Annotated in this window: 1 protein-coding gene; it reads right to left on the bottom strand. The window is 74.3% G+C overall.

Annotation, left to right across the window (positions count from 1 at the left end):
- Positions 1–392: 392 nt before the first annotated feature.
- On the bottom strand, positions 393–24035 hold the full coding sequence (locus ACFRQN_RS10980) for an EndoU domain-containing protein (protein WP_380739805.1): 23643 nt from the start codon (positions 24033–24035) through the stop codon (positions 393–395).
- Between the last annotated feature and the right edge of the window lie 157 nt (positions 24036–24192).

Here is a 24192-nt window from a genome sequence, read left to right as displayed (position 1 = left end):
CCTGCCGACCACCTACCGCCCCTGCACCCCGACGGCCGGACCCGCGCTCCACCCCACCGGTGCTCCCGCCCTTCGCCGCCGAAGCGCCGGTCCGTACCGGCATGCGGAGGCCGGGGAACCGGGGGGGGAATTCAGGGCCGGAGCGGATTCGACGGCCATGAGGAACTTCTCCCCGCATCCGCCGCCGGCGGTGGTCACCACCCGCCCGTGCGACGGCAGATGACGACACCTCAAGGTCAAGGACAGCCCTTCGGGGGCCAAAGCCGGCACCAAGGTACGGAACTTCCGCCCGCCCGGCAATGTCGACGGCCACCACACCGCCGGGCGGGCAGATGGTGCCGGCCCCCGGGGGCGGGACGGCCGGGGCCGTCCCGCCGTTCCCACGACCCCCGCTACAGGCCGCGCAGGGCATGGCGCACCGTCCTCACGTCGAAGCAGTCGTCGCGGACGACGTGGGCCTCGTGGAAGATCCGGCCGGCGAGGAACTCGAGGTCCCCGTCGCCCGTCGGCACGCCCAGCAGGCGGCGCACGTCCTGGCCGATCAGCCAGTCGGCCAGCTCGTTCACCAGGGAGTTGGCCTCGTGCAGCGGGGTGGTCGCGGTGATCCGCGTCCGCGTCCGCGCGATCCTGGCCAGGACGTCCCGCACGGCGGCCCCGGTCGGGTCCGGCAGGGCGGAGACGGCGTCCCGCAGGCCGTCCAGGGACCGCTCGACCGCGGCCAGGTCCGGCGCGGGGTCGCGCAGCGGCTCCAGCAGGTCCAGCAGGGCGGCGGCCAGCTCGGCCCGGGCCTGCTCCGCCGCGGCGGCCTCCTCCCCCGGGTCCGCCGAGGAACCGTGGAGGACGTACCCGGCCCGGAGCAGCAGTCGGGCGTCCTCCTCGTGCGGGAGCCCGGCGAACAGCTCCGACGGCAGGGCCGCCACCAGCGCGTCCGCCTCGGCCAGCAGGTCCGCCGCCACGTGCTCGGGGGCGAGCCACTCCCGCAGCATCGGCAGCAGTCGGCCGCGCTCCTGGCGGTAGGCGCGGTTGAGCAGTGCGCGGACGGTGTCCCAGGGGATCCGGGACTCCCGCGGGTCCGACGGCGAACCGGCCCGGACGGCCGAACTCGCGTACGGGGGGCGGCCGGTGAGGCCGGTCCCGTCGAACCGCAGGCCCCCCAGCGCGGGCAGCGGCGGCGGCCCGGCGGGGACCACCGGCGGCGGGGTCGCGGACGCCGGGGCGGAGCCGGTGGTGGCCGGGGCGGCCTGGACGGCCGGGGCCGCACCGAAGGCGACCGGGGCCGCACCGAAGGCCGCCGGCGGCCGCACCGGCGGCACGGCGGCCGGGGTGACCGGGGCCGCTTCCACGACGGCCGGCTGCTCCTGCTCGACGGCCTCGTGCGGCCCGTCGTCCCCGACCTCCCGGAGCTGCCGCCCGGTGGCCGGGCGCAGCGCCATGAGTGCCGGCGGCTGCTGCCCGGCGGGGCGCGGTCGGCGCTGGTTCTCGAAGGTCTGGCCCGGCGTGCCCGCGAAGCGGACGATCCGGCCGTCCTCCAGCGTCACCCGGAGTTCCACCCCGGCGAACCGCCCGGTGACCGTGCCCGTCCGCCCGTCCCCGAGCTCGGCCAGGTGCTCCCGCGCGACCATGCGCGCCGCGTGCCCGCCCTCGGCGGCCGTCCACGCGGTGGGCAGTCCCCCGGGCCTCTCGGCTCCCTCGGCCCGCTCGTCCGCGAGGGCGAGCGCGCGAGCGAGGGCCGGGTCGAGGGCCGGCGCGTCGATGCCCGCCGCCTCCAGGTCCTGGAGGCGGGTACGGGTAGCCGGGCGCTCGCCCGTGCCCGGGGTCACCGGGGTGAGCAGCGGCGGCTCCGGCGCCGGCGTGCCGTGCAGTCCGGCGACCAGTTCCTCGGCCTCCTCCAGCCGCGACCGCAGCTGCCGCACGAAGGCGCTCGGGAAGGACGAGACCGGCGGCATCGCCTCCGGGCCGTCCGCCTCGGGGACGAACCGGAGCCGGATGCGGACCGGCCGGCCGCCGGGCTGAGCCGTGGCCGGGAACAGCTCCGCGGCCTGCTCGTCGGCGAGCCGCTGGAGCCCGGCCCGCTCCTCGGCGGTCAGGTCGCCGTGGTCCCGCACCTGGACGACCAGTTCGGTGTCCGGCAGGCCGGCCCCGCCCGGCCGTACGCGGCGGTAGCCGATGGAGTAGTCGACGTCGTCCCGCACCAGGGGACGCTCCCAGACCGGGACCGCCCCGGCCCCGGTCTCCCGACGGGACCGCTGCCAGTCGGTGGGCCGGTGGACGAGGTGCCGCCCGTCCCGGGTGACGCCCTCGATCCACACGTCGTGGGCCACCCCGACCCAGCGCACGGCGCCGTCCGGCAGCACCTCCTCGAACAGCCTTTCCTGGTAGGCCCGGTCGACCCGCTCCAGGACGTCCTCGGACACCCAGGACTCGGGGTAGAAGGTCCGGGCCTCCTGGTTCTCGGGGCGGCGCCACCGGGACGGGAACTCGCTCAGCGGCGCGCCCGGCGCGATCCCCGGGTCCAGGAAGTACACCGGCGCCCGGTAGGTCTCGTTGGCCCGCGGCGGCCGGACCGGCCCGAGGCTCAGGCCGTGGTCCGCCGGGTCCACCGCGAAGGCCCCGCCGACCCGGACGCGGTGGTGGAAGCCGGTGAGGGTGTGCCGGTCCCCGTAGCGGTTGAGGTCCTCGACCCGGTGGCCGAAGGGCAGCGTGGCGGGCTCGGGGGCGGGGGCCGTCGCGGTGAGCCCGGACTGGTCCTCGGCGGGGCGGAAGGAGATGAACTCCCCGGACCGGATCCGGCCTTCGATGCGCACGCCGTCGTACTCGCCGACCCAGCGCTGCGCGAGGTCTCCGCGCCCGCTGATCCCGCCGGTGCGGCGGGCGTGCAGGTAGGCCTGCCGCGCCGCGTACACCGCGTCCTCGGCCGTCCAGTGCGCGGGGAACATCGTCCGGTACCGGTCCAGCGCCGCTTCGCCCGCGTCGGCGCGGTACGTGCCGTTGGGGTTCGCCGCGCCGACCCGGGGCAGCCTGCGCCGCCCCGACTCCGCCGGCGGGGTCAGGTACCCGCCCGTCCGGTCCGGCCCGTCGAAGAGCGCGGTCCGCAGCGCGTCCTCGCCGAAGGCGGCCCGCACCGGGAACTCCCCGGCCGGCACCGGCCGGAGGTCCGTCCGGAAGACCCGGTCGAGGACCGCGCCCAGCTCGTTCAGGTTGTGCGGCCGGAGCGAGACCGCCGGGTTCGTGACGCCCAGCTCCACCGGGTGCCCGGCGTCGTACCAGACCCGGCCGTAGATGTCGCTCCCGGGCGCGGTCATCAGACCGAACTCCGGGTGGACGGGTCGCGGGCCGGCGCCCCGGCGCCGGTACTCGTCGGCCAGGCCGAGCAGGTGGCCGACCTCGTGGCCGATCACCCTCGGCGGGGAGTCCACGCCCCAGTGCTGGGCGTGCTCCTGGGAGGTGTAGGAGCGCACCTCGACGACGTGGTGGGCGCTGTCCCGGTCGACGAACCGGATCGCGACCTCCAGCAGGCTGCCGTCGGGCAGCCGCAGCCCCTGGCCGAAGACGTCCCGGACGCCCGCCTCGGCGTTGAGCCGCACCCGGTCGAGGTCCCGCTCGGCCTCGGCGCGGCTGCCCGTCAGGCCGTCGGCCTCCAGGTGGACCCGCACCGTCAGGACGGTGCGGGTGTCCCCGTCGGCGTCCACCACCCGCCGGACCTCGTACGACTGGATGAACTGGGCCTGCAGCGAGCGCAGGAACCGGCGGACCGGCGGACGCACCTCCGCCGTGGCCAGCACCCGTACCGGCTCGGCCGGTTCGGTCGCGTCGAAGCGCTGCCCCGGCTCGGCCCAGTAGTCGATGATCTGCCGGTTGCGGACCAGCAGCCTGATCCGGACGTCACCGTAGGCGCCGGTGAGGATCTCGTCCCGGCCACGGCCGCTCGCCGCGCCGTTCTGCTGCTCGTACACCCACAGGGCCGCGTGGCGGGTCTGCTCCCGGGTCCATTCCGGGGGCAGCCCGGTGCCGCCCTCCCGCCTGGCCTGCTCGCCGAACACGCGCAGCTGGTCCGGGGTGAGCACCGGGGCCCCGTCGAGCGACGGGACGTCGACCGCGCCGGCGCCCGGCGCGTGGGCGGGCGCCACCAGGCCGCGCTGGTCGGCGGCCGGGCGGAAGGCGGTGACCGTCCCGTCCTCGTCCGACCTGCCCTCGATCCGGACGCCCTCGTACACGCCCTGCCAGAAGATCCCGTTCTCGGTCACCCGGAAGGTCTCGTTGCGGACCGCGTCGACGGCCGCCTGCTCGACGGCGTACCGGGCCTCGGCGGCGGTCCAGTGCTCGGGGAACAGCGTGCGCCGGCCCGCGCCGGTCTCCACCAGCAGGGTGCCGTTGGCGTGACGGCGCACCAGCTCCAGCTGTTCGGCCCCCTCCTCGCCGATGGCCGACGGCAGGTGGCCGCCCCGCGTCCCGACGGCCGGGCCGAGTTCGGCCTCCAGGACGCCGTCGGCGAACTCCGTCCGGGGCGACTCGCCGTCCTCGGTGTCGTGCCCGAGGCGGCCCAGCCGGTCGTCCGCGAGCTCGCCGAGTTCGCGCAGGACGCGCACCGACGGCGCCGGGACGACGTGGGTCGTGCCGCCGCCCGCGTACTCCGTGACGGAGATGCCGAAGGCCCGGCCCAGCTGGTGGACCAGCGCGTCCCGGGAGATCTCCAGGTGCCAGTTCCCGGCGTCCTGGGCGACGCTCCGCTCGTGCAGGAGCACCGTCCGGTGCGGATCGCCGGTGGCGTCCGCGAACTCCACCCGTACCAGCAGCGGGGTGCCGTCCGGGAGCCTGGTGCGGTTGTCGAACCGCGCGGCGGCGTCCCGGATCCGCGCGCCCAGCGCGGCGACCCTGGCCCGGGCGTCCTCCCCGGTCAGGCCGGAGCCGTCCAGGTGGACGCGCAGGACGAGGACGGTGACGTCCTCGCCGCCCGGTACGAGCGGGCCGCGCCGGAGCTCGAACGGCTGCGCCGCCGGGTCGTCCGGTACGGCCTCGGCCGAGGCGTGGCCCGGCAGCAGCGCCGTCGCCGGGTCCTGCGCCGGCTGCGGGATCGCGCCGGCGGGCGCGGAGGACGAGGACGACGACGAGGAGGAGGACTCGGGGGCGTGGCGCGGGCCGGTCGGGAAGACCAGGCCCTGGCCGGACGGCTCGGGGACGGCCTTGGTGAACTGGGCCGGGACGCTCCGGTCCGGCAGGCCGCGGAAGTCCACGATCCGCCCGTTCTCGGTCCGGACCTCGATCGGGACGCCGTTGAAGCGGCCCTTCACGAGCTCGCGCCGCCGGCCGCGCCAGCCGGCGAGCACCTGGAGCGCCGCGTACCTGCCCTCGCCCGGCGTCCAGCCGGTCGGCAGTCCCCGCCCGGCGTTCCCCGCGAGCGTCGGGGCGAAGGCCCCGTCGATCATCCACTGCTGCCCCGCCATCTCGGTGACGGTGGCCGGGCGGGTGCCCGTTCCGGGCTCCGCGGGCTCGGTCAGCTCCGGTTCGACGAGCGCCCGCTGTCCGTACCCGGCCTGCGCCCTGGCGGTGGCCGTGGCCGGGCCCGCGCTGCCCGCGACCGTCGCGGAGAACCCGGGCGTCAACGCCCCGGCCACACCGGGCAGGAGCACGTCCAGCCCGGCGCCGTCGGTGAGGGAGTCCGCCGTGACCACCGCGCCCGGAAGGGCGTCCGCCTCCGTGTCGACGAAGTCGAGGGTCAGCAGGACCGGCGGGTCGCCGGCGGCGCGGTGCTGCCGGACGAAGTCGTCGGCGGCCCGCTGGAGCCGCTTGCGGGCGTCCGCGACCGCCGCGGGCGTGGCGCCCGCCGCGACCCGCAGGTGCACCGGTGCCGCGACCTCGATGCCCAGCTGTCCGTCCACGGTCCGGACGCGGCGGCCGCGCAGGCCGGGCCCGGTGGACGCCGCCGGGGGCGCGTACCAGTCGGTGAGCGGCTGCCGGGCGGTCGGACGGTGCGTCAGGTGCCGGCCGTCCCGGGTGATCCCCTCGATCCGCACGCCGTCGGCCTCGCCCACCCAGCGCACGGCGCCGGAGTCCAGCGGCTCGGAGGTGTGCCGGGCCGCGTACGCCCGCTCCACCGCGGACAGGACGCGCGACGGCGTCCACGCCTTCGGGTAGAGGGTGTGGGTCTCCCCGTCCGCGTGCTGGTGCCACCGCGACGGGAACTTCGCCATCGGGGCGCCGGGGGTCACGGCCGCGTCGAGGAACCAGACGTCGGCCCGGTACGTGCCGTTGTCGTTCTCCGCGAGCACCGAGCCCACCTTGACGCCGTGCGCCGTGGCGGCCGCCCTCTCCGGCTCGGCGTGGACGCCGGTGAGGGTCTGCCGGTCGCCGTACCGGACGAGGTCCTCGACCCGGGCGCCGAAGGCCCCACCGGTCGGGCGCCACGGCATGTACGCCGGGGTGTCCAGCCCGCTCTGGTCGTCGGAGGGACGGAAGGAGACGAACTCCCCCGCCCGGATCCGGCCCTCGATCCGCACCCCGCCGTACTCGCCGACCCAGTGGTGGGAGTGCAGGCCGGTCGCGGTGACCCGGCCGGTGCGCAGGGCGTGCTGGTACGCCTGCTCGGCGGCGTACACCGCGTCGTCCGCCGTCCAGTGCTCGGGGAACACCGTCCGGTTCCGGCGCGGGCCGGGCAGGTCGCCGGCCAGGGCGCCGACCTGCGTGGCCGCCGCGTCGGCGGGCCCGCCGACCACCTTGAACGTCCCGTTGCGCTCCTGCGACCCCGGCACCCGCTCCGGCCGGGGGCGCGTCGACCCCCGCGGCGGCACCAGGTGGCCGTCCCGCCCGCCCGGACCGCCGTACAGGGCGCGCCGCAGCACCTCCTCGCGGAACCGGGCCCGGGTCGGCGCGTCGCCGACCGGCGTCGGGCCGCGGTCCTCGCCGAAGGCCTCGTCCACCACCCCGCCGAGCTGCCGCAGGTTGCGGGCGGCCGGCGGCGCGAAGGGGGCGAGGATCTCCAGCGGGCCCTCGTGGAGGTGGTTCATGTCCAGCCAGGGGCGTCCGAACCGGTCGGTCTGCCGGCCGCCCATGATCCCGCTGTCGTCCGGATGGATCGGCCTGGGCGTGGAACCCGCCTCCCGGTACTCGTCGTCCAGGCCGAGCAGGTGGCCGATCTCGTGGGCGATCGTCCGCGCCTCGGTGTTCAGGCCCCAGGTCCGGTGGTTGGCCCGGTCCTGGCGCTCCCGGACGGCGACCGTGTGGTGCGCCGTGGAGCGGTCGGGGACGAACTCGACCTCGACCCGCAGCAGATCGCCGCTGGGCAGCCGCTGCCCGGTGTTGTAGACCTTCTCGACCCCCTCCCGGCCCGCCTCCCGGAGGGCCTCCACGGCCGCGGCCGTCGGCCCGTCCGCGAGGTCCAGCCTCGCTTCGAGGTCCAGGTACAGCCGGACGGTCAGCACCGTCTCGGTGTCCCCGTCCGGCAGCCGGACCCGGCGGGCGTCGAAGGACTCCAGCTCCCGGGCGGTGATGGCCCGGATGAAGGCGTCCTGCGGCGGCCTGACCTCCTGCGCGGGGACCAGCACCGCCTCGGTGCCGGCCACCGGGGCGGTCAGCTGCGGCCGCAGCTTCTGGTGCGGCTCGCCCCAGACGTCGGTGACGACGCCGTCCTCGACCCGGACGTTCAGCCGCACCCCGGCGAACCGGCCGCGGCGGACCTCGGGGGCCGGACGGCCCGCGGCCGCCTCGCCGACGACCTCGGCCGTCCCCGTCCGCAGCACGTGGTGGGCGGCGTACCGGGCCTCGGCGGTGCCCCACTCCGGGGGCAGCCCCCGGCCGGGGCGGTCCCAGGCCGGAGCCGTGAACGACGGGCGCAGCCCGGCCGTCCAGTCCCCGCCGACGTGGACCTCCCGCACCGGCGGGGACTTGCGCAGCTGCGTCCCCGTCACGAACTCCAGGTCGACCGTTCCGGCCGCCTCCCTGAACTGCCGCGGCAGCACCTGCGCCAAGGCCGGCACCGCGCCCGGCGCGACCGGGAGCGTGGTGACGCCGTCGCCCGCCTCCTCGGTGAACTCCACGCCCACGTTCAGCAGCCGGTCGAAGGCCCCGACCTGCTGCCCGGCCGTGAAGTCGGCCATGAGCGTCCGCACCTGCTGCCGCACCGCGTCCAGCTCGGCGGGCGTCATGCCCGCGGACGGCTCCAGGTGCAGCCGGACGGTGAACTCGAAGCCGTCCTGCCCGCTGTCGAACCGCACCCGCTGGAGCAGCACGCCCGGGTACCCGAACAGGTCGACCCGGTCGCCCCGGCCGACCACCGCCTCCTCCTGCCACGCCGCGTACGGCGCGGGGGAGTTGGGGAGCGGGTGGTGGTACAGGATGTAGCCCTGCTGGTCCAGGACCGCCTCGACCCACAGGCTCCCGGACCAGCCGACCGCCCGGTCCAGGCCGTCCGGCCCCGGCGCGACGCTCGGATTGTTCCGCATCGCCGCCTGGACGTGCCGCAGGACCGTGTCGGCGCTCCAGTCCTCCGGGTAGTACGTCCACTCCGGCGCCGCCACCGGCCGCTGCCAGGCGGCCGGGAACCGCGTGATCGGCGCCCCCGGGACCGCCGTCGGCTTCAGCTGCCAGCCGCCGTGGTCCCGCACCACCCCGTTGGGGTCGGTCTGCGGGCCCGGGCCGGGGCGCGGCGTACGGTCGGGGCGGAGCGGCTCGGCCGCCGTCCCCTGGGCGGTCGTGAACGGCTGCCAGCCGGGGAAGTTCGCCGGGTCCGTCGCCGCGGGCGGCTGCGGCGCGGCCTGCTGCTGGGGTGTGCCGCGGGTCGGCGCGGTGGTGCCGGCCGTCGTGCCGTCGGTGCCGTCGGTGCCGCCGGTCGGCGCGTGGAACTGCCGGCCGGGTGCCTGACCGGCCTGGTCGTCGGCCGTCGCCTCCTGTCCGGTCGCCTCCTCCTCTTCGGTCGCCTGCTGCTGCCCCGCTGGTGCCGCGGTGGGCACCGTCGCGGCGGGCGGCGGCACGTCCTCGGGCCGCAGCATGCGCACCCGTTCCACGCCCGGCCTGGGCTTGGCCTCCTCCACCCTGACCAGCAGGCTGTCGGACCACGGCGGGAGGGCGACCGGAGTGCCGACCGGCTTCGTCGCCCCGTCGTACTTCTGGACGGTGCGCCACTGCACCCGCTCCCGCAGCTCGGGATGCCGGGCCAGGAAGCCGATCACCGTGTCCCAGAGCAGGTCGGGCCGCGGGTGCCGGGCGACCCGCGCGGCCACCTCGCTCAGCGCCAGCTTCCCGCTCTGGTAGGAGAGTTCGCGGATCAGCGTGTTGATGATGCGACGGGCCGCCAGCAGCGTGGCCTCGCGGTCGGGCACCTCGGGCAACTGGACGGCCGCCGCCGGCCGTTCCCTCGGCACCCAGGTGTTCCCGGTGCCGATCTCGAAGATCTCCGAGGGGACCAGCGGGAGCGCTTCAGGGCCATCGAGCCCCAGGCCGTGCGCCAGGTCCGCCCAGATGTTGACACCGGTCCCGCTCAGGTAGAGGACCGCGTTCTTCTCCCCGTCGTCCGTGTGGCGCTGCGCCTCGGCGGGGACCTTCCCCACCCACTCCTCCGCCTCCTCGAACTCCTCGGCGGTGATGTGCGCCCGGTCGCGGGACTGGAAGTACATCCCGCGGACGGTGTTCTCGTGCGAGCTGCGCAGGTAGTTACGGCGCAGCACCTCCAGGTGCTGCTCCACACCCGGGTGCCTGGCCGGGGCGATCAGCACCGCGTTCGCCATGCCCGCGTTGCCGACCTTCGCGACGGCGAAGCTCCGCCGGGCGTTGACGATCCGCTCGACCACCGGGGCGGGGTCGGCCTGAAGCCGGTTGTCGCCGTCGGTGTAGACCCCGCCGAACCGGCGGAGGACCTCCAGTCGCAGGATGTCGCTCGCCGAGGCGTACCCCTGCCCCAGGCCCTTGGCGGTCTCCATCTTGTAGGCCGCTTCGAGGCTCATCGGCGCCTCGGCCGAGAAGACCTCGTCGACGTTGACCAGCACCACATTCCCGTGCGGTCGGGTCGCCGCCCACTCCACCATCGCCCGTACGGTGATGAGTTCGGGCGTGTCCCGGTCCGTCCCCGCAGCCGCCCTGGCCTCGGCGACCCGCGCACGGGTGACGTCCGTCCAGATCACATGGGTGAATCCCTGGCCGAGACCGTCGGCCGAGTCCTGCACATTGGTCATGAACGGGCCGGTGTGCTCGTTGTCCATCGACAACGGGCCGCCCAGCCAGATCGAGTGCACCAGGCGGGGAATCCGCACCCGCTTCCGCAGAAATGCCGGACCGGTACTCCGCGACATCGTCTGGAACCGTCCGGACTCGACGACCGAACCCTGCTCCAGGCCCAGGGCCTCCGGGGCGAGCCCCTCGGCCGTCGGCGCCGTTCCGCTCGCCAGGTCCAGCGCCCGGAAGAACGCCACCCGGGACTCGGACTTCAACTTCCGGTAGTCGTACCCCTGGAGGAACTCCGGGGCGGCCGGGACGACCCGGTCACCGAACACGTCCGGACCCAGCAGACCCACCGGCGCCACCGACGCCTGCGGAACCCCGGGCATCAGGCCGATCAGCTCGTCGATCAAATCCTGGGCCGAGAAAAGGAGTTCCGGCTGCACGACGACCTGCACCGGCACCGACGGCTGGGCAGACCCCGATCCCGATCCCTCTCCCTGGTTCCCGGGGTACTGGGGCCGCCGCGAACGCGCGATCGCCTCCTCCAGATCAAGCCGCTCCAGGTTGTCCAGGTCCTCCTCGGCGGCCTCGTCGACCCTGCCCTTGCCCTTGTCCGTACGGGAGTTCGCGGCCGGCAGCTCGTCCTCCTCCTCGCCCTCGACGCCCGTCTCCTCGACGCCCGTCATCGCGACGTCCGTCGAACTCTGTGACGGCACCAGGGGAACGCTGGCACGCGGCGCCGGGCCCGCCTCGGAGGCGCCCATCGACTCGTCCGAGGCCTGGGCGGGCTCAACACCGTTCGGGGTGAAGCGGATCCAGGCACCCGGCGTACCGTCGGCGGCCGGGTACATCAGGAACCCGGCGTCCGCGTCCAGGTCGGTCGACAGCGCCGCGATCCTCCCCGTCGGCGCCCACACCACCCGACCCGTCGCATCCGCAACCTCCTGCGCCAGCGACAACCCGCCGTCCGAAGCGGGCAGCGCCGCGTCACACGCGGCCAGCACGATCTCGTCACCCGCCGCCAACTGCTGAATGCTGGGCCTGCGCCGCAACGTCCGGGCCAGACCCGTCGCCGTGACCTTCACCGTGCCGACCGGGCCGGACAGCGGCAGCACCGCGAAGTCCCGGTTGCCGTGCAGCAGCGCGAGGTAACGCCGTCCGCCGGTGCCCCACGGCACCTTCCGGTACCCGGTGACCTCCTGGCCCTGCCCGTCGACCTCCAGCAGCCACCGCCGGCCCAGGTCGAAGTTCCTCAACACCTCGCGCCGCTGCGCGAGTTCGTCATCGGCGTGGAAGGCCCGACCCTGCGGCAGACCCGTCCCCGGCGCCACGATGGTCAGACTCCGGACATCACCCAACCGCACACTGCCGCCACCGACCAGCGGCAGCTCCAGATCCGCGTCCCACAACTCACCCGGTTCCACGGTGCCCGGCACCACCGGACTGTGGACCACCGGCGCCACGGACTGGTCCACCGGACGGGAACGCCCGAAGAGGTTCTTCCAGCGTGACGGGGCCGAGGCCTTGACCTTGGTCCACAAGTCATTCAGGCCCCCCTGCACCTCGTGCAGGGCCCCGAGCGCGGCGGCCAGTTGCTCCTGCTCCTCCGGTAGCAGGCGCTCCAGCCCGTTCGGCGGCTCGGCCACCTGCGCGGTCGCGGCCTTGTCCTGCTCACCCCCGTACGCCCGGTGCAAGCGCTGCCGCAGGCTGAGAGCCAGGAGGTAGGCGTCCACCAGCCGCCGGCCGAGGTCCGGCGGCAGCACCTTCCCGTCGGTCAGCTCCTCCAGCCGCTCGCCGGTGCTGAGCCGCCACGGCGTGTCCGGCTTCGCCACCGCCCGGTAGGCGGCATAGAGGTGCCGCGTGGCGACCGTCAACTGCCGCATGAAGTCGGCCTTGACGTCGACGGTGTTCGCCTGCGCCAGCGTCTCCGGACGCGGGAGACGGTCGAACGCCTCGCGCAGGGCGATCCACTCCACCTCGGGGTCGATGCGCCGGCCCCGCTCCTCCGTGAACGTCCGGAACAGCCCCCGCTGGCCCTCCGACGACGTGACGGCCGCGAGGGCGCCGGACAGCGGCGCCAGCTCGATCAACCGGGTGTCGTGCATGACACCGTGCTTCAGGCCCGGCTCCTCCCCCGGAGCGGCGAGCGAGCCCGCCAGCACCGCCCTGGGGTCGAAGACCCTGAGGTTGGGGTTGAACCACATGATGTCGGCCTGGAACGGCGCCGGCACCGTCCCGTTCACCGGCAGGAACTGGCGGGCCAGGTCCAGCCAGCCAGCCGTCAGGTTGGTCAGCGACCGCAGCCAGACCTCGTCCTCGTCGGAGCCGAGCAGGCCGAAGTCCAGGTCGGCGGCCGGCGTCAGGTCCGTACGACCGTAGCCCGCCACCGCCACCACCGCGTACGGCGCGGTCGGAGCCCCCCGCATCGACTCACGGGCCCACCCGACCGCGTCCGCCATGATGCCGTCCGCGAACCCGGTCAACCGCCTGGCCAGGTCACGCGGCGACTCCCCCGCGGCCGCCACCGGCACCTCGTCCCGGATCTGCTGCGCCGCGGCCAGGACCGTCACCAGCAGCGCCACCATCGGCTGCGCCCCGTGCCCCAGGCGATCCCGCAGCGCCTGCGCCAGCAGCCGGAGCACCTGCACGCGCTGCGTCTGACCAAGGTCCGCGAACGCCTGCCGGAAGGACCCCATCTGCAGGGCCACACCGACACCCTGCCGGTCCTCCGCGTCCGCACCGCTCTCGTCCAACGCCGCCAGCAGCTCGTCCAGCCGCGCGCCGATCTCGGCCCGCTCCCCCTCATCCGCACCCGCCGCGACCAACTGCTCGCGGGCCAGGTCCAGCTCGGACTGCTCCTGAACAACGGTCTCCACCGCCGTGGCGACGCCGTCGACGGACTGAGTCGGTACCTGGAGCAACCCCGCCACTGCCCCCGTCGCGGCGGGCGGCGGCACCTCCCCGGGCGCCACCATGCGCACCCGCTCGACATCCGACCCGGCGGTGAACCCCGCCACCGGCTCGGACGCGGGCACCAGGAGACCGGCGGACCACGGCGGGAGCGCCACCGGCTGGTCGGCCGGCCCGGTTCCCGCGCCGACCTTCCGGACGGTGCGCCACCGCACCAGGTCCCGCAGCTCGGGGTGCCGGGCCAGGAACCCGATCACCGTGTCCCACAGCAGCTCGGGCCGCGGGTGCCGGACGACCCTCGCCGCCACCTCGCTCAGCGCCAGCTTCCCGTTCTGGTACACCAGTTCACGGATCAGCGTGTTGATGATGCGACGGGCCGCCAGCAGCGTCGCCGCGCGGTCGGGCACCTCGGGCTGCTGGACGCCCGCCACCGCCGACGGCCTCGGCGGCACCCAGGTGTTCCCGACCCCGATCTCGAACACGCCCCGCTCGACCACGGGAAGCGCACCGGGGCCGCTGAGCCCCAGGCCGTACGCCAGGTCCGCCCAGATGTTGACACCGGTCCCGCTCAGGTGGAGGACCGCGTTCTTCTCGTTCTCCTCCGTGTGGTTCTGGACCCAGACCGGGGGCCCCGCCACCACGTCCGCCTGCTGGAAGTTGGCCTCGGTGTTGTCCTCCTGCCCCCGGGGCCGGAAGTACTCCCCGCGGAAGGTGTTCTGGTGCGAGCTGCGCTGGTAGTTGCTTCGCAGCACCCTGAGGTGCTCCTGCACGGCCGTGTTCCCGGCCGGGGCGATCAGCACCGCGTTCGCCAGGCCGCCCCTGGCGGTCGTGCCGGTCCTGGCGCCCGGCGCATCCGCCAGACTGGCCGTGGCGACGGCGAAGTGCCGCTTGGAGTCGGCGATCCTCCTGACCTCGGGAACGGGGTTCTTCAACAGCCGGTTGTCGCCGTCGGTGTAGACCCCGCCGAACCGGTCCAGGACCTCCAGCCGCAGGATGTCGCTCGCCGAGGCGTACCCCTGCCCCAGACCCTTGGCGGTCTCCATCTTGTAGGCCGCTTCGAGGCTCATCGGCGCCTCGGAGGAGAAGACCTCGTCGACGTTGACCAGCACCACGTTCCGGTGCGTCCGGCTCCTCGCCCACGCCACCATCGCCCGTACGGTGGCGAGTTCGGGCGTGTCATCGCCCGTCCCAGCGGCCGCCGCGGCCTCGGCGACCCGCGCACGGGTGACGTCCGTCCAGATCACATGGGTGAACTCCCGGCCGAGACCGTCGGCCGATTCCTGCACGTTCGCCATGAAGGGGCCGGTGTGCGCGTTGCCCGCCGACAACGGGCCGCCCAACCAGATCGAGTGCACCAGCTGCGGAATGCGCACCCGCTTCGGCAGATGCATCGACCCCGACCTGCGACGCACCGTCTGGAGCGCCCCGGACTCGATGACGGACTCCGGGTCCTGGCCCAGGGCCTTCGGGGCGAGCCCCTCGGCCGTCGGCGTCGCCGCCTCGCTCGCCAGGTCCAGCGCCCGGAAGAACGCCGTCCGGGACTCCGACTTCAACTGGCCGTAGCCGTACCCCTGGAGGAACTCCGGGGCGGGCGGGACCACCCGGTCGCCGAACAGGTCCGGCCCCAGCATGGCCTCCAGCGGATCCGCGGGCGCCGCCGGCGCCTGCGGGCCGCCGGGCATCAGGCTGACCAGCTCGTCGATCAACTCCTGGGCGGTGAAGGGCGGTTCCGGCGCCTGCGCCTGCGCCTGGGTCGACCCTTCTCCCTGATTCTCGGGGAGCTGGGGCTGCTCCTCCACGACGTCCGTCGTCGCGACGTCCGTCGAGCTCTGGGACGGCACCTGGGGAGCCGTGCCACGCGACACCGGGCCCGCCTCGGAAGCGCCCACCGACTCGTCCGATACCTGGGCGGTCTCAACGCCGTTCGGGGTGAAGCGGATCCAAACACCCGGCGTGCCATCGGCCGCCGGGTACATCAGGAACCCGGCGTCCGCGTCCAGGTCGGTCGACAGCGCCGCGATCTTCCCCGTCGGCGCCCACACCACCCGACCGGTAGCGTTCGCCACCTCCTGCGCCAACGACGGCCCACCGTCCGAGGCCGGCAGCGCCGCGTCACACGCGGCCAGCACGATCCCGTCACCCGCCGCCAGTTGCTGGACACTCGGCCGGCGCCGCAGCGTCCGGGCCAGCCCCGTCGCGGTGACCTTCACCGTACCGACCGGGCCGGACAGCGGCAGCACCGCGAAGTCCCGGTTCCCGTGCACCAACGCGAGGTAACGCCGCCCACCCGTTCCCCACGGCACCTTCCGGTACCCGGTGACCTCCTGCCCCTGCCCGTCGACCTCCAGCAGCCAACGCCGCCCCAGGTCGAAACTCCTCAACACCTCACGCCGCTGCTTGAGTTCGTCCTCCGTGTGGAACGCCCGACCCTGCGGAAGGCCCGTCCCCGGTGCCACGATGGTCAAGCTCTGGACGTCACCGAGGCGCACACTGCCGCCACCGACCAGCGGCAGCTCCAGCTCCGCGTCCCACAACTCGGCCGGCTCGACCGTGTCCGGCACCAGGCCGACGGACTGGTCCGCCACCGGACGGCGCCCGAACAGGTTCTTCCAGCGCGACGGAGCCTGGGCCGGGGGCCTGACCTTGACCCACAGGGCGTCGAGGCTCCCCTCCAGATCACGCAGGGCCCCGAGCGCGACGGCCAACTGCTCCTGCTCCTGCGGCAGCAGGCGCTCCAGCCCGTTCAGCGGCCCGGCCGCCGCCACCGTCGCGACCTTGTCCTGCTCACCCCCGTACGCCCGGTGCAGCCGCTGCCGCAGACTCAGGGCCAACCTGTAGGCGTCCACCAGCCTCTGGCCGAGCGCCGCCGGCAGCACCCGCGCCGTGATCAGCTCCTCCAGCCGCTCGCCGGTGCTGAGCCGCCACTCCGTCTCCGGCTTCGCCACCGCCCGGTAAGCGGCATAGAGGTGCCGCGTGGCGACCGTCAACTGCCGCATGAAGTCGGCCTTGACGTCGACGGTGTTCGCCTGCGCCAGCGTCTCCGGACGCCGGAGACGGTCGAACGCCTCCCGCAGGGCGATCCACTCCACCTCGGGGTCGATGCGCCGGCCCCGCTCCTCCGTGAACGTCCGGAACAGCCCCCGCTGGCCCTCCCGCGACGTGACGGCCGCGAGGGCACCGGGCAGCTGCGCCAGCTCGATCAGCCGCGTGTCGTGCATGACACCGTGTGTGGGCCCCGGCTCACCTCCCGGACCGGCGAGCGCGAACTCCAGCACGGCCTCCGGGTCGAAGACCACCAGGTTGGGGTTGAACCACAGGATGTCGGCCTGGAACGGCGCCGACACCGTCCCGTTCACCGGCAGGAACTGGCGGGCCAGGTCCAGCCAGCCCGCCGCCAGCTTGGTCAGCGACTCCAGCCACACCGCGTCCTGCTGGGAACCGAGCAGACCGAAGTCCAGGTCGGCGGCCGGCGTCAGATCGGTACGGCCGTAACCGGCCACCGCCACCACCGCGTACGGCGCGGTGGCCTCACCCCGCATCGACTCACGGGCCCAGGCGACCGCATCCGCCATGATCCCGTCGGCGAACCCGGTCAACCGCCTGGCGAGGTCACGCGGGGACTCCCCCGCGGCCGCCACCGGCACCTCGTCCCGGATCTGCTGAGCCGCGAGGAGCACCGTCACCAGCAGCGCCACCATCGGCTGCGCCCCGGGCCGCAGACCGTCCAGCAGGGCCTGGGCCAGCAGCTGGAGCACGCCCAGACGCTGCGTCTGCCCCAGGTCGGCGAAGGCCTGCTGGAAGGGCCCCATCTGCAAGGCCGTGCCGACGCCCTGCCGGTCCTCCGCGCTCGCGCCGCTCCCGTCCAAGGCCGCGACCAGCCGGTCCAGGCCCGCACCGATCGCGGCCCGCTCCCCCGCATCCGCACCCGCGGCGACCAGCAGTTCACGGGCACGGTCCAGCTCGGACTGCTCCTGAACGACGGTCTCCACCACCGTGGCGACGCCGTCGACGGACTGGGTGGGAACCTGGAGCAGCCCCGCCGCGGGTACCGTCGAGGCGGGCGGCGCCACAGTCTCGGGCGCCACCATGCGCACCCGCTCGACGCCCGCCCTGGGCTTGGCCTCCTCCACCCTGACCAGCAGGCTGTCGGACCACGGCGGGAGGACGACCGGACTGCCGGTCGGCTTCGTCGCCCCGTCAAGCTTCTGGACGGTGCGCCACTGCACCCGTTCCCGCAGCTCGGGGTGGTGCGCCAGGAAGCCGATCACCGTGTCCCAGAGCAGATCGGGCCGCGGGTGCCGGGCGACCCGCGCGGCCACCTCGCTCAGCGCCAACTTACCGCTCTGGTAGGAGAGTTCACGGATCAGCGTGTTGATGATACGGCGGGCCGCCAGCAGCGTGGCCTCGCGGTCGGGCACCTCGGGCAGCCGGACGGCCGCCGCCGGCTGCTCCCGCGGCACCCAGGTGTTCCCGGTGCCGATCTCGAAGATCTCCGAGGTGACCAGCGGGAGCGCGTCGGGGCCCTTGAGCCCCAGGCCGTTCGCCAGGTCCGCCCAGATGTTGACACCGGTCCCGCTCAGGTACAGGACCGCGTTCTTCTCCCCGTCATCCGTGTGGCGCGTCGGCTCGCCAGGGTCCGTCTTCACCCACGTCTTCGCCTCCCGGAAGTCGGCACCGGAAATGTGCGACGGCTTCCGGGACTGGAAGTACACCCCGCGGACGGTGTTCTCGTTCGAGCGGCGCAGGTAGTTACGGCGCAGTACCTCCAGGTGCTGCCGCACGGCCCGGTGTCCGGCCGGGGCGATCAGCACCGCGTTCGCCAGGCCGCCCTTGGAGGTCCTGGTGGTCTTTGTGAACCCGGTGGTCGTACCGATCGTGCTGGTCGTGGCGCCCGGCACCGTGGTCGCGGCACTGGCCCTGGCGACGGCGAAGCCCTGCTCGGACTCGACGATCCGCCGGACCTCGGGGTCCAGGTCCTTCAACAGCCGGTTGTCGCCGTCGGTGTAGACCCCGCCGAACCGGTTCAGGACCTCCAGTCGCAGGATGTCGCTCGCCGAGGCGTACCCCTGCCCGAGACCCTTGGCGGTCTCCATCTTGAAGGCCGCCTCCAGGCCCATCGGAGCCTCGGCCGAGAACACCTCGTCGACGTTGACCAGCACCACGTTCCGGTTCGGCCGGCTCCTCGCCCACTCCACCATGGCCCACACGGTGGCGAGTTCAGCCGGGACGTCGTCCGTCCCCGCGGCCGCCGCGGCCTTGGCCTCGGCGACCCGCGCACGGGTGACGTCCGTCCAGATCACATGCGTGAACCCCTCGCCGAGACCGTCCGCCGAGTGCTGCACATTGGTCATGAAGGGACCGGTGTGCTCGTTGTCCATCGACAGCGGGCCACCCAGCCAGATCGAGTGCACCAGCCGCGGAATGCGCACCGGCTTCGGCAGGTGAATCGGGCCCGACCTGCGCGGCATCGTCTGGGACTGGTCGGACTCGACGACCGACCCCGAGTGCAGGCCCAGGGTATCCGGGGTGAGCTCCTGGGCGGTCGGCGCGGTCTCGCGCGCCAGGTCCAGCGCCCGGAGGAACCCCACCCGGGACCGCGACTTCAACTTCCGGTAGTCGTAACCCCGGAGGAACTCCGGCGCGACCGGAACGATCCGGTCGCCGAACACGTCCGGACCCAGCAGACCCACCGGCGCCACCGGCGCCTGCGGAGCCCCGGGCATCAGGTCGATCAGCTCGTTGATCAACTCCTGTGCCGTGAAGGGCGCCTCCGGTTGCATGACGGTCGACACCTGGGCCTGGACAGACCCCGACCCCTCGCCCTGGTTCCCGGGGTGCTGGGGCTGCTGCGACCACGCGAACCCCTCCGCCGGATCCAGCTCTTCCAGGTCGTCCAGTTCCTCCAGGTCGTCCGCGTCCTCCTCGGACTCGGACTGTTCCTCCTCGGTGTCCTCGACGCCCGTCATCACGACGCCCGTCGAACTCTGCGACGGTGCCAGCGGAGCCGTGCCACGCGGCACCGGGCCCACCTCGGACACGCCCGCCGGGTGCGACTCCTCCGAGTCCTGGGAGGGATTGACACCGTTGGGCGTGAAGCGGATCCAGGCACCCGGGGTGCCGTCGGCGGCCGGGTACATCAGGAAGCCCGCGTCCGCGTCCAGGTCGGTCGACAGCGCCGCGATCTTCCCCGTCGGCGCCCACACCACCCGACCGGTAGCGTTCGCCACCTCCTGCGCCAGCGAGGGCCCGCCGTCCGAGGCGGGCAGCGCCGCGTCACAGGCGGCCAGCACGATCTCGTCACCCGCCGCCAACTGCTGGATACTCGGCCTGCGCCGCAGCGTCCGGGCCAGCCCCGTCGCGGTGACCTTCACCGTACCGACCGGACCCGACAGCGGCAGCACCGCGAAGTCCCGGTTCCCGTGCAGCAGCGCGAGGTAACGCCGACCGCCCGTCCCCCACGGCACCTTCCGGTACCCGGTGACCACACGTCCCTGCCCGTCGACCTCCAGCAGCCACCGCCGCCCCAGGTCGAAGTTCCTCAACACCTCACGCCGCTGCGCGAGTTCGTCCTCCGTGTGGAACGCCCGACCCTGCGGCAGACCCGTCTCCGGCGCCACGATGGTCAAGCTCTGCACATCACCCAGCCGCACACTGCCGCCACCGACCAGCGGCAGCTCCAGATCCGCGTCCCACAACTCACCCGGCTCGACCGTGTCCGGCACCAGGCCGACGGACTGGTCCGCCACCGGACGGCGCCCGAACAGGGTCTTCCAGCGCGACGGCGCCGAGGACTGAACCTTGGACCACAGGGCGCCGAGGCTCCCCTGCACCTCGTGCAGCACCCCGATCGCGGCCGCCAACTGCTCCTGCTCCTCGGGCAGCAGGCGCTCCAGCCCGTTCGGCGGCTCGGCCACCTGTGCCGTCGCGACCTCGTCCCGCTCACCCCCGTACGCCTGGTGCAACCGCTGCCGCAGACTCAGGCCCAGCACATAGGCGTCCACCAACTGTCGGCCGAGCGGCCCCGACAGCACCTTCCCCGCGATCAGCTCCTCCAGCCGCTCGCCGGTGCTGAGCCGCCACGGCGTCTCCGGCTTCGCCACCGCCCGGTACGCGGCATACAGGTGCCGTGTGGCGACGGTCAGTTGGCGCATCAAGCCGGTCTTGACGTTGACGCTGTCCACCTGCGCCAGCGTCTCCGGACGCGGGAGGCCGGCGAGCGACTCCCGCAGGGCGGCCCACTCCACCTCGGCGTCGCCGCGCCCGCTCCGCTCCTGGGCGAACCTCCGGAAGAGCTCCCGCTGGCCCTCGTGCGACGTGACGGCGGCGAGGGCGCCGGTGAGCGGCGCCAGCTCGATCAGCCGGGTGTCGTGCATGACACCGTGCTTGGGCGTCAGCTCGTCCGCCGAAGCGGCGAGCGCGTGCTCCAGCACGGCCTCCGGGTCGAAGACCGCCAGGTTGGGGTTGAACCACATGATGTCGGCCTGGAACGGCGCCGCCGCCGACCCGTTCACCGGCAGGAACTGGCGGGCCAGGTCCAGCCAGCCGGCCGCCAGGTTGGTCAGCGACCGCAGCCAGGCCGCGTCCGCCTGGGCGCCGAGCAGACCGAAGTCCAGGTCGGCGGCCGGCGTCAGGTCGGTGCGGCCGTAGCCCGCCACCGCCACCACCGCGTACGGCGCGGTCGGAGCCCCCCGCATCGACTCACGGGCCCAGGCGACCGCGCCCGCGAGGATCCCGTCGGCGAACGTGGTCAACCGCCTGGCGAGGTCGCGCGGGGACTCCCCCGCGGCCGCCACCGGCACCTCGTCCCGGATCTGCTGAGCCGCGAGGAGCACCGTCACCAGCAGCGCCAGCATCGGCTGCGCGCCGGGCTCCAGCCCGTCCCGCAGCGCCTGCGCCAGCAGCCGGAGCACCTCCAGACGCTGCGCCTGGCCCAGCCCGGCGAACGCCTGCTGGAAGGAACCCATCTGCAAAGCCGTGCCGACACCCTGCCGGGCCTCCGCACCCGCACCGATCTCGTCCAGCGCCGCGACCAGGTCGTCCAGGCGCGCGCCGATCGCGGCCTGCTCCTCCGCCCCCGCGCCCACGGCGGCCAGCTGTTCGCGGGCCCGGTCCAGGTCGGTCACCGCCGGGACCACACCGTCGACGGCCTGGGTGGGGACCTGGAGCACCCCCGTCGCGGCGGGCGGCGGCACCTCCTCGGGCGCCAGCATGCGCACCCGCTCGACACCCCGCCCGGTCTTGATCCCCTCGACCTCCCCTGGCTCGGGCACCAGGAGGCCGGCGGACCACGGCGGGAGCGGAACCGGGGCGCCGATCGGCCTCGTCCCCGCGTCGTACTTCTGGACGGTGCGCCACTGCACCCGCGTCCGCAGCTCGGGGTGGCCGGCCAGGAAGCCGATCACCGTGTCCCACAGCAACTCGGGCTGCGGGTGCCGGGCGACCCTCGCCGCCACCTCGCTCAGAGCCAACTTGCCGTTCTGGTAGGAGAGTTCGCGGATCAGCGTGTTGATGATGTTCCGGGCCGCCAACAGTGTCGCCGCGCGGTCGGGCGCCTCGGGCTGCTGGCCGCCCTCCGCCGGCTCCGCCTCCGCGGCCGGCTGCTCGCGCGGCACCCAGGTGTTCCCGACCCCGATCTCGAACACACCCGGCTCGACCACCGGGAGCCTGCCGGGGCCCTTGAGCCCCAGGCCGTGCGCCAGGTCCGCCCAGATGTTGATGCCGGTCCCGCTCAGGTAGAGGACCGCGTTCTTGTCCCGCTCCTCCGTGTGGCCCTGCACCCAGACGGGGTCCTCCCCCGCCATCTTGTCCGCCTCGCGGAAGTCGGTCTTGGACACGGACATCCGGTCCAGGTACTGGAAGTAGCCTCCGCGGACGGTGTTCTCGTGCGAGCTGCGCAGGTAGTTGCGGCGCAGCACCTCCAGGTGCTGCCGCACGGCGCGGTGCCCGGCCGGGGCGATCAGCACCGCGTTCGCCATGCCGGCGTTGCCGACCTTGGCGACGGCGAAGCCCTGGTCGGATTCGACGATCCGCCGGACCGCCGGGGTGGGGTCGGTCCGGAGGCGGTTGTCGCCGTCGGTGTAGATCCCGCCGAACCGGCCGAGGACCTCCAGTCGCAGGATGTCGCTCGCCGAGGCGTACCCCTGCCCGAGGCGCTTCGCCGTCTCCATCTTGTAGGCCGCTTCGAGGCCCATCGGCGCCTCGGCCGAGAAGACCTCGTCGACGTTGACCAGCACCACGTTCCCGCGCGGCCGGGTCCCCGCCCACGTCACCATCGCCCGTACGGTGGCGAGTTCGGGCGTGTCGTCGCCCGTCCCCTCGGCCGCCCTGGCCTCGGCGACCCGGGCACGGGTGACATCCGTCCAGATCACATGGGTGAACTCCTGGCCCGGACCGTCCGCCGAGTCCTGCACATTGGTCATGAACGGACCCGTGTGCTCGTTGTCCGCCGACAGCGGGCCGCCCAGCCAGATCGAGTGCACCAGCCGCGGAATGCGCACCCACTTCCGCAGAAACCCCGAACCGGTACTCCGCGACATCGTCCGGATCCCACTGGACTCGACGACCGACTCCGGGTGCTGGCCCAGCGTCTCCGGGACGAGCCCCTCGGCCGTCGGCGCGGTCGCGCGCGCCAGGTCCAGCGCCCGGAAGAACGCCACCCGGGACTCCGACTTCAACTGCCGGTAGTCGTAGCCCTGGAGGAACTCCGGAGCGGGCGGAACGACCCGGTCACCGAACACGTCCGGACCCAGCAGACCCGCCGGCGCCTGGGGAACCCCGGGCATCAGGCCGACCAGCTCGTCGATCAACTCCTGCGCCGTGAAAGGCGCCTCCGGCTGCGCGACGACGGGCACCTCCGGCTGAGTCGACGCCGACCCCTCCGCCGGGGAGACCTCGTCGAGGGCCTGCGTGGGGACCTGGAGGAGCTTCGCCTTGGCCTCGGGCGTCAGCGCCGCCCCGGTCCGACTCCCGGACGCGGCCGACGCCGAGGTGATCGGACCCCCGCCCCCGCTCGGCTGCTGCCGGAGCCGCGTCGACAGCTCGATCGCCGCCGCCAGCTCGCGGGCCTCCCGGGCCTCCATCTGCGCCCAGGTCTCGTCCGGGTTCGGAGCCCGCAGAACCGTGATCTCCTCCTCGGGCTCCTTCACGACGGCCTCGACGGGCTTGCCGGGCTTGCCGGCCTCGACAGTCTCAACCGGCTCGACGGCCAGGCCCTTGCCCTTGTCCCCGACCGGTCCGGCCTTCGAGACCGAGGACGCCTCGGCCTCGAAGGCGACCCTCCCGCCGGGCCGCTCCGGAAGGTTCCGGGGGAACGTCGGCATGAGGCCCTGCCGAGCCAACGAGCCTACGTTGATGCCGAGTTCGCCCGCCAGCTCGTGCCAGGCCTCGGCCTCGGCGGCCACCAGGTGGGGTGCCAGGTAGCGGTCCATCGCCTCGAAGTCCGCCGGCCCCGTGTACTCGCGCATGGGCGTCCGCAGCGCGGCATCGGCCCGCTGGGTGATCCGGGCCCTGGCCTCGGCGAAGGTGATCTCCCCGATCGTCCCGGAGTTCCCACCCGACTTGTCCCGCAGGTCCTGCAACAGCTCCCGCCACCGGGCGTCCTCGGCGGCCGCCGCCTCCGCTCGCCGGCGGTCGGCCCGGGCCTCGGCCTCCGCGACCTGCGCCTTCGTCCGCTCGGACGCCTCCCGCTCGGCAGCGGCCCGCTCCCGCCGCTCCGCGGCCACCTCCGCCCGCCGCTCCGCCTGCTTCTCCGCCGCCTGGCGCGCCTCCTCGGCACGCTGCTCCGTCAGCTTCCGGGTCTCCGGGTCCTGCCGCTTGTGCTCCAGCCAGCGGTCCATGACCTCCGCGTGCTTCTGCGCCGTCAGCCGGGCCTCCTCGCCCCGCACCTCCGGCGAAGGCTTCTCCGGCACCCGGGGCCGGGCAGCCGATCCGGCGCCGGGCTTCTCCACCGCCGCCGCATCGGCCTCGGCCTTGGGCGTCACCCAATCCTTCCCGGCGGCCTCCCGCTTCGTCGCGGCCTCCCGCATCTCCGAAGACGCCGCCGACTCCGACGGCGACTTGACCCGCTCCGACGAACCCGAACCCCCCACCGCCGCACCGGACTTCTTCGACGCCCCAGCAGGCTCCTCACCCTTGGGC

Origin of the sequence: Kitasatospora sp. NPDC056800 (assembly GCF_042789775.1) — a bacterium.
Lineage (GTDB): Bacteria > Actinomycetota > Actinomycetes > Streptomycetales > Streptomycetaceae > Kitasatospora.
The sequence above is the reverse complement of the archived record's forward strand: the minus strand, read 5'-3'. Positions and strand labels throughout refer to the sequence as shown.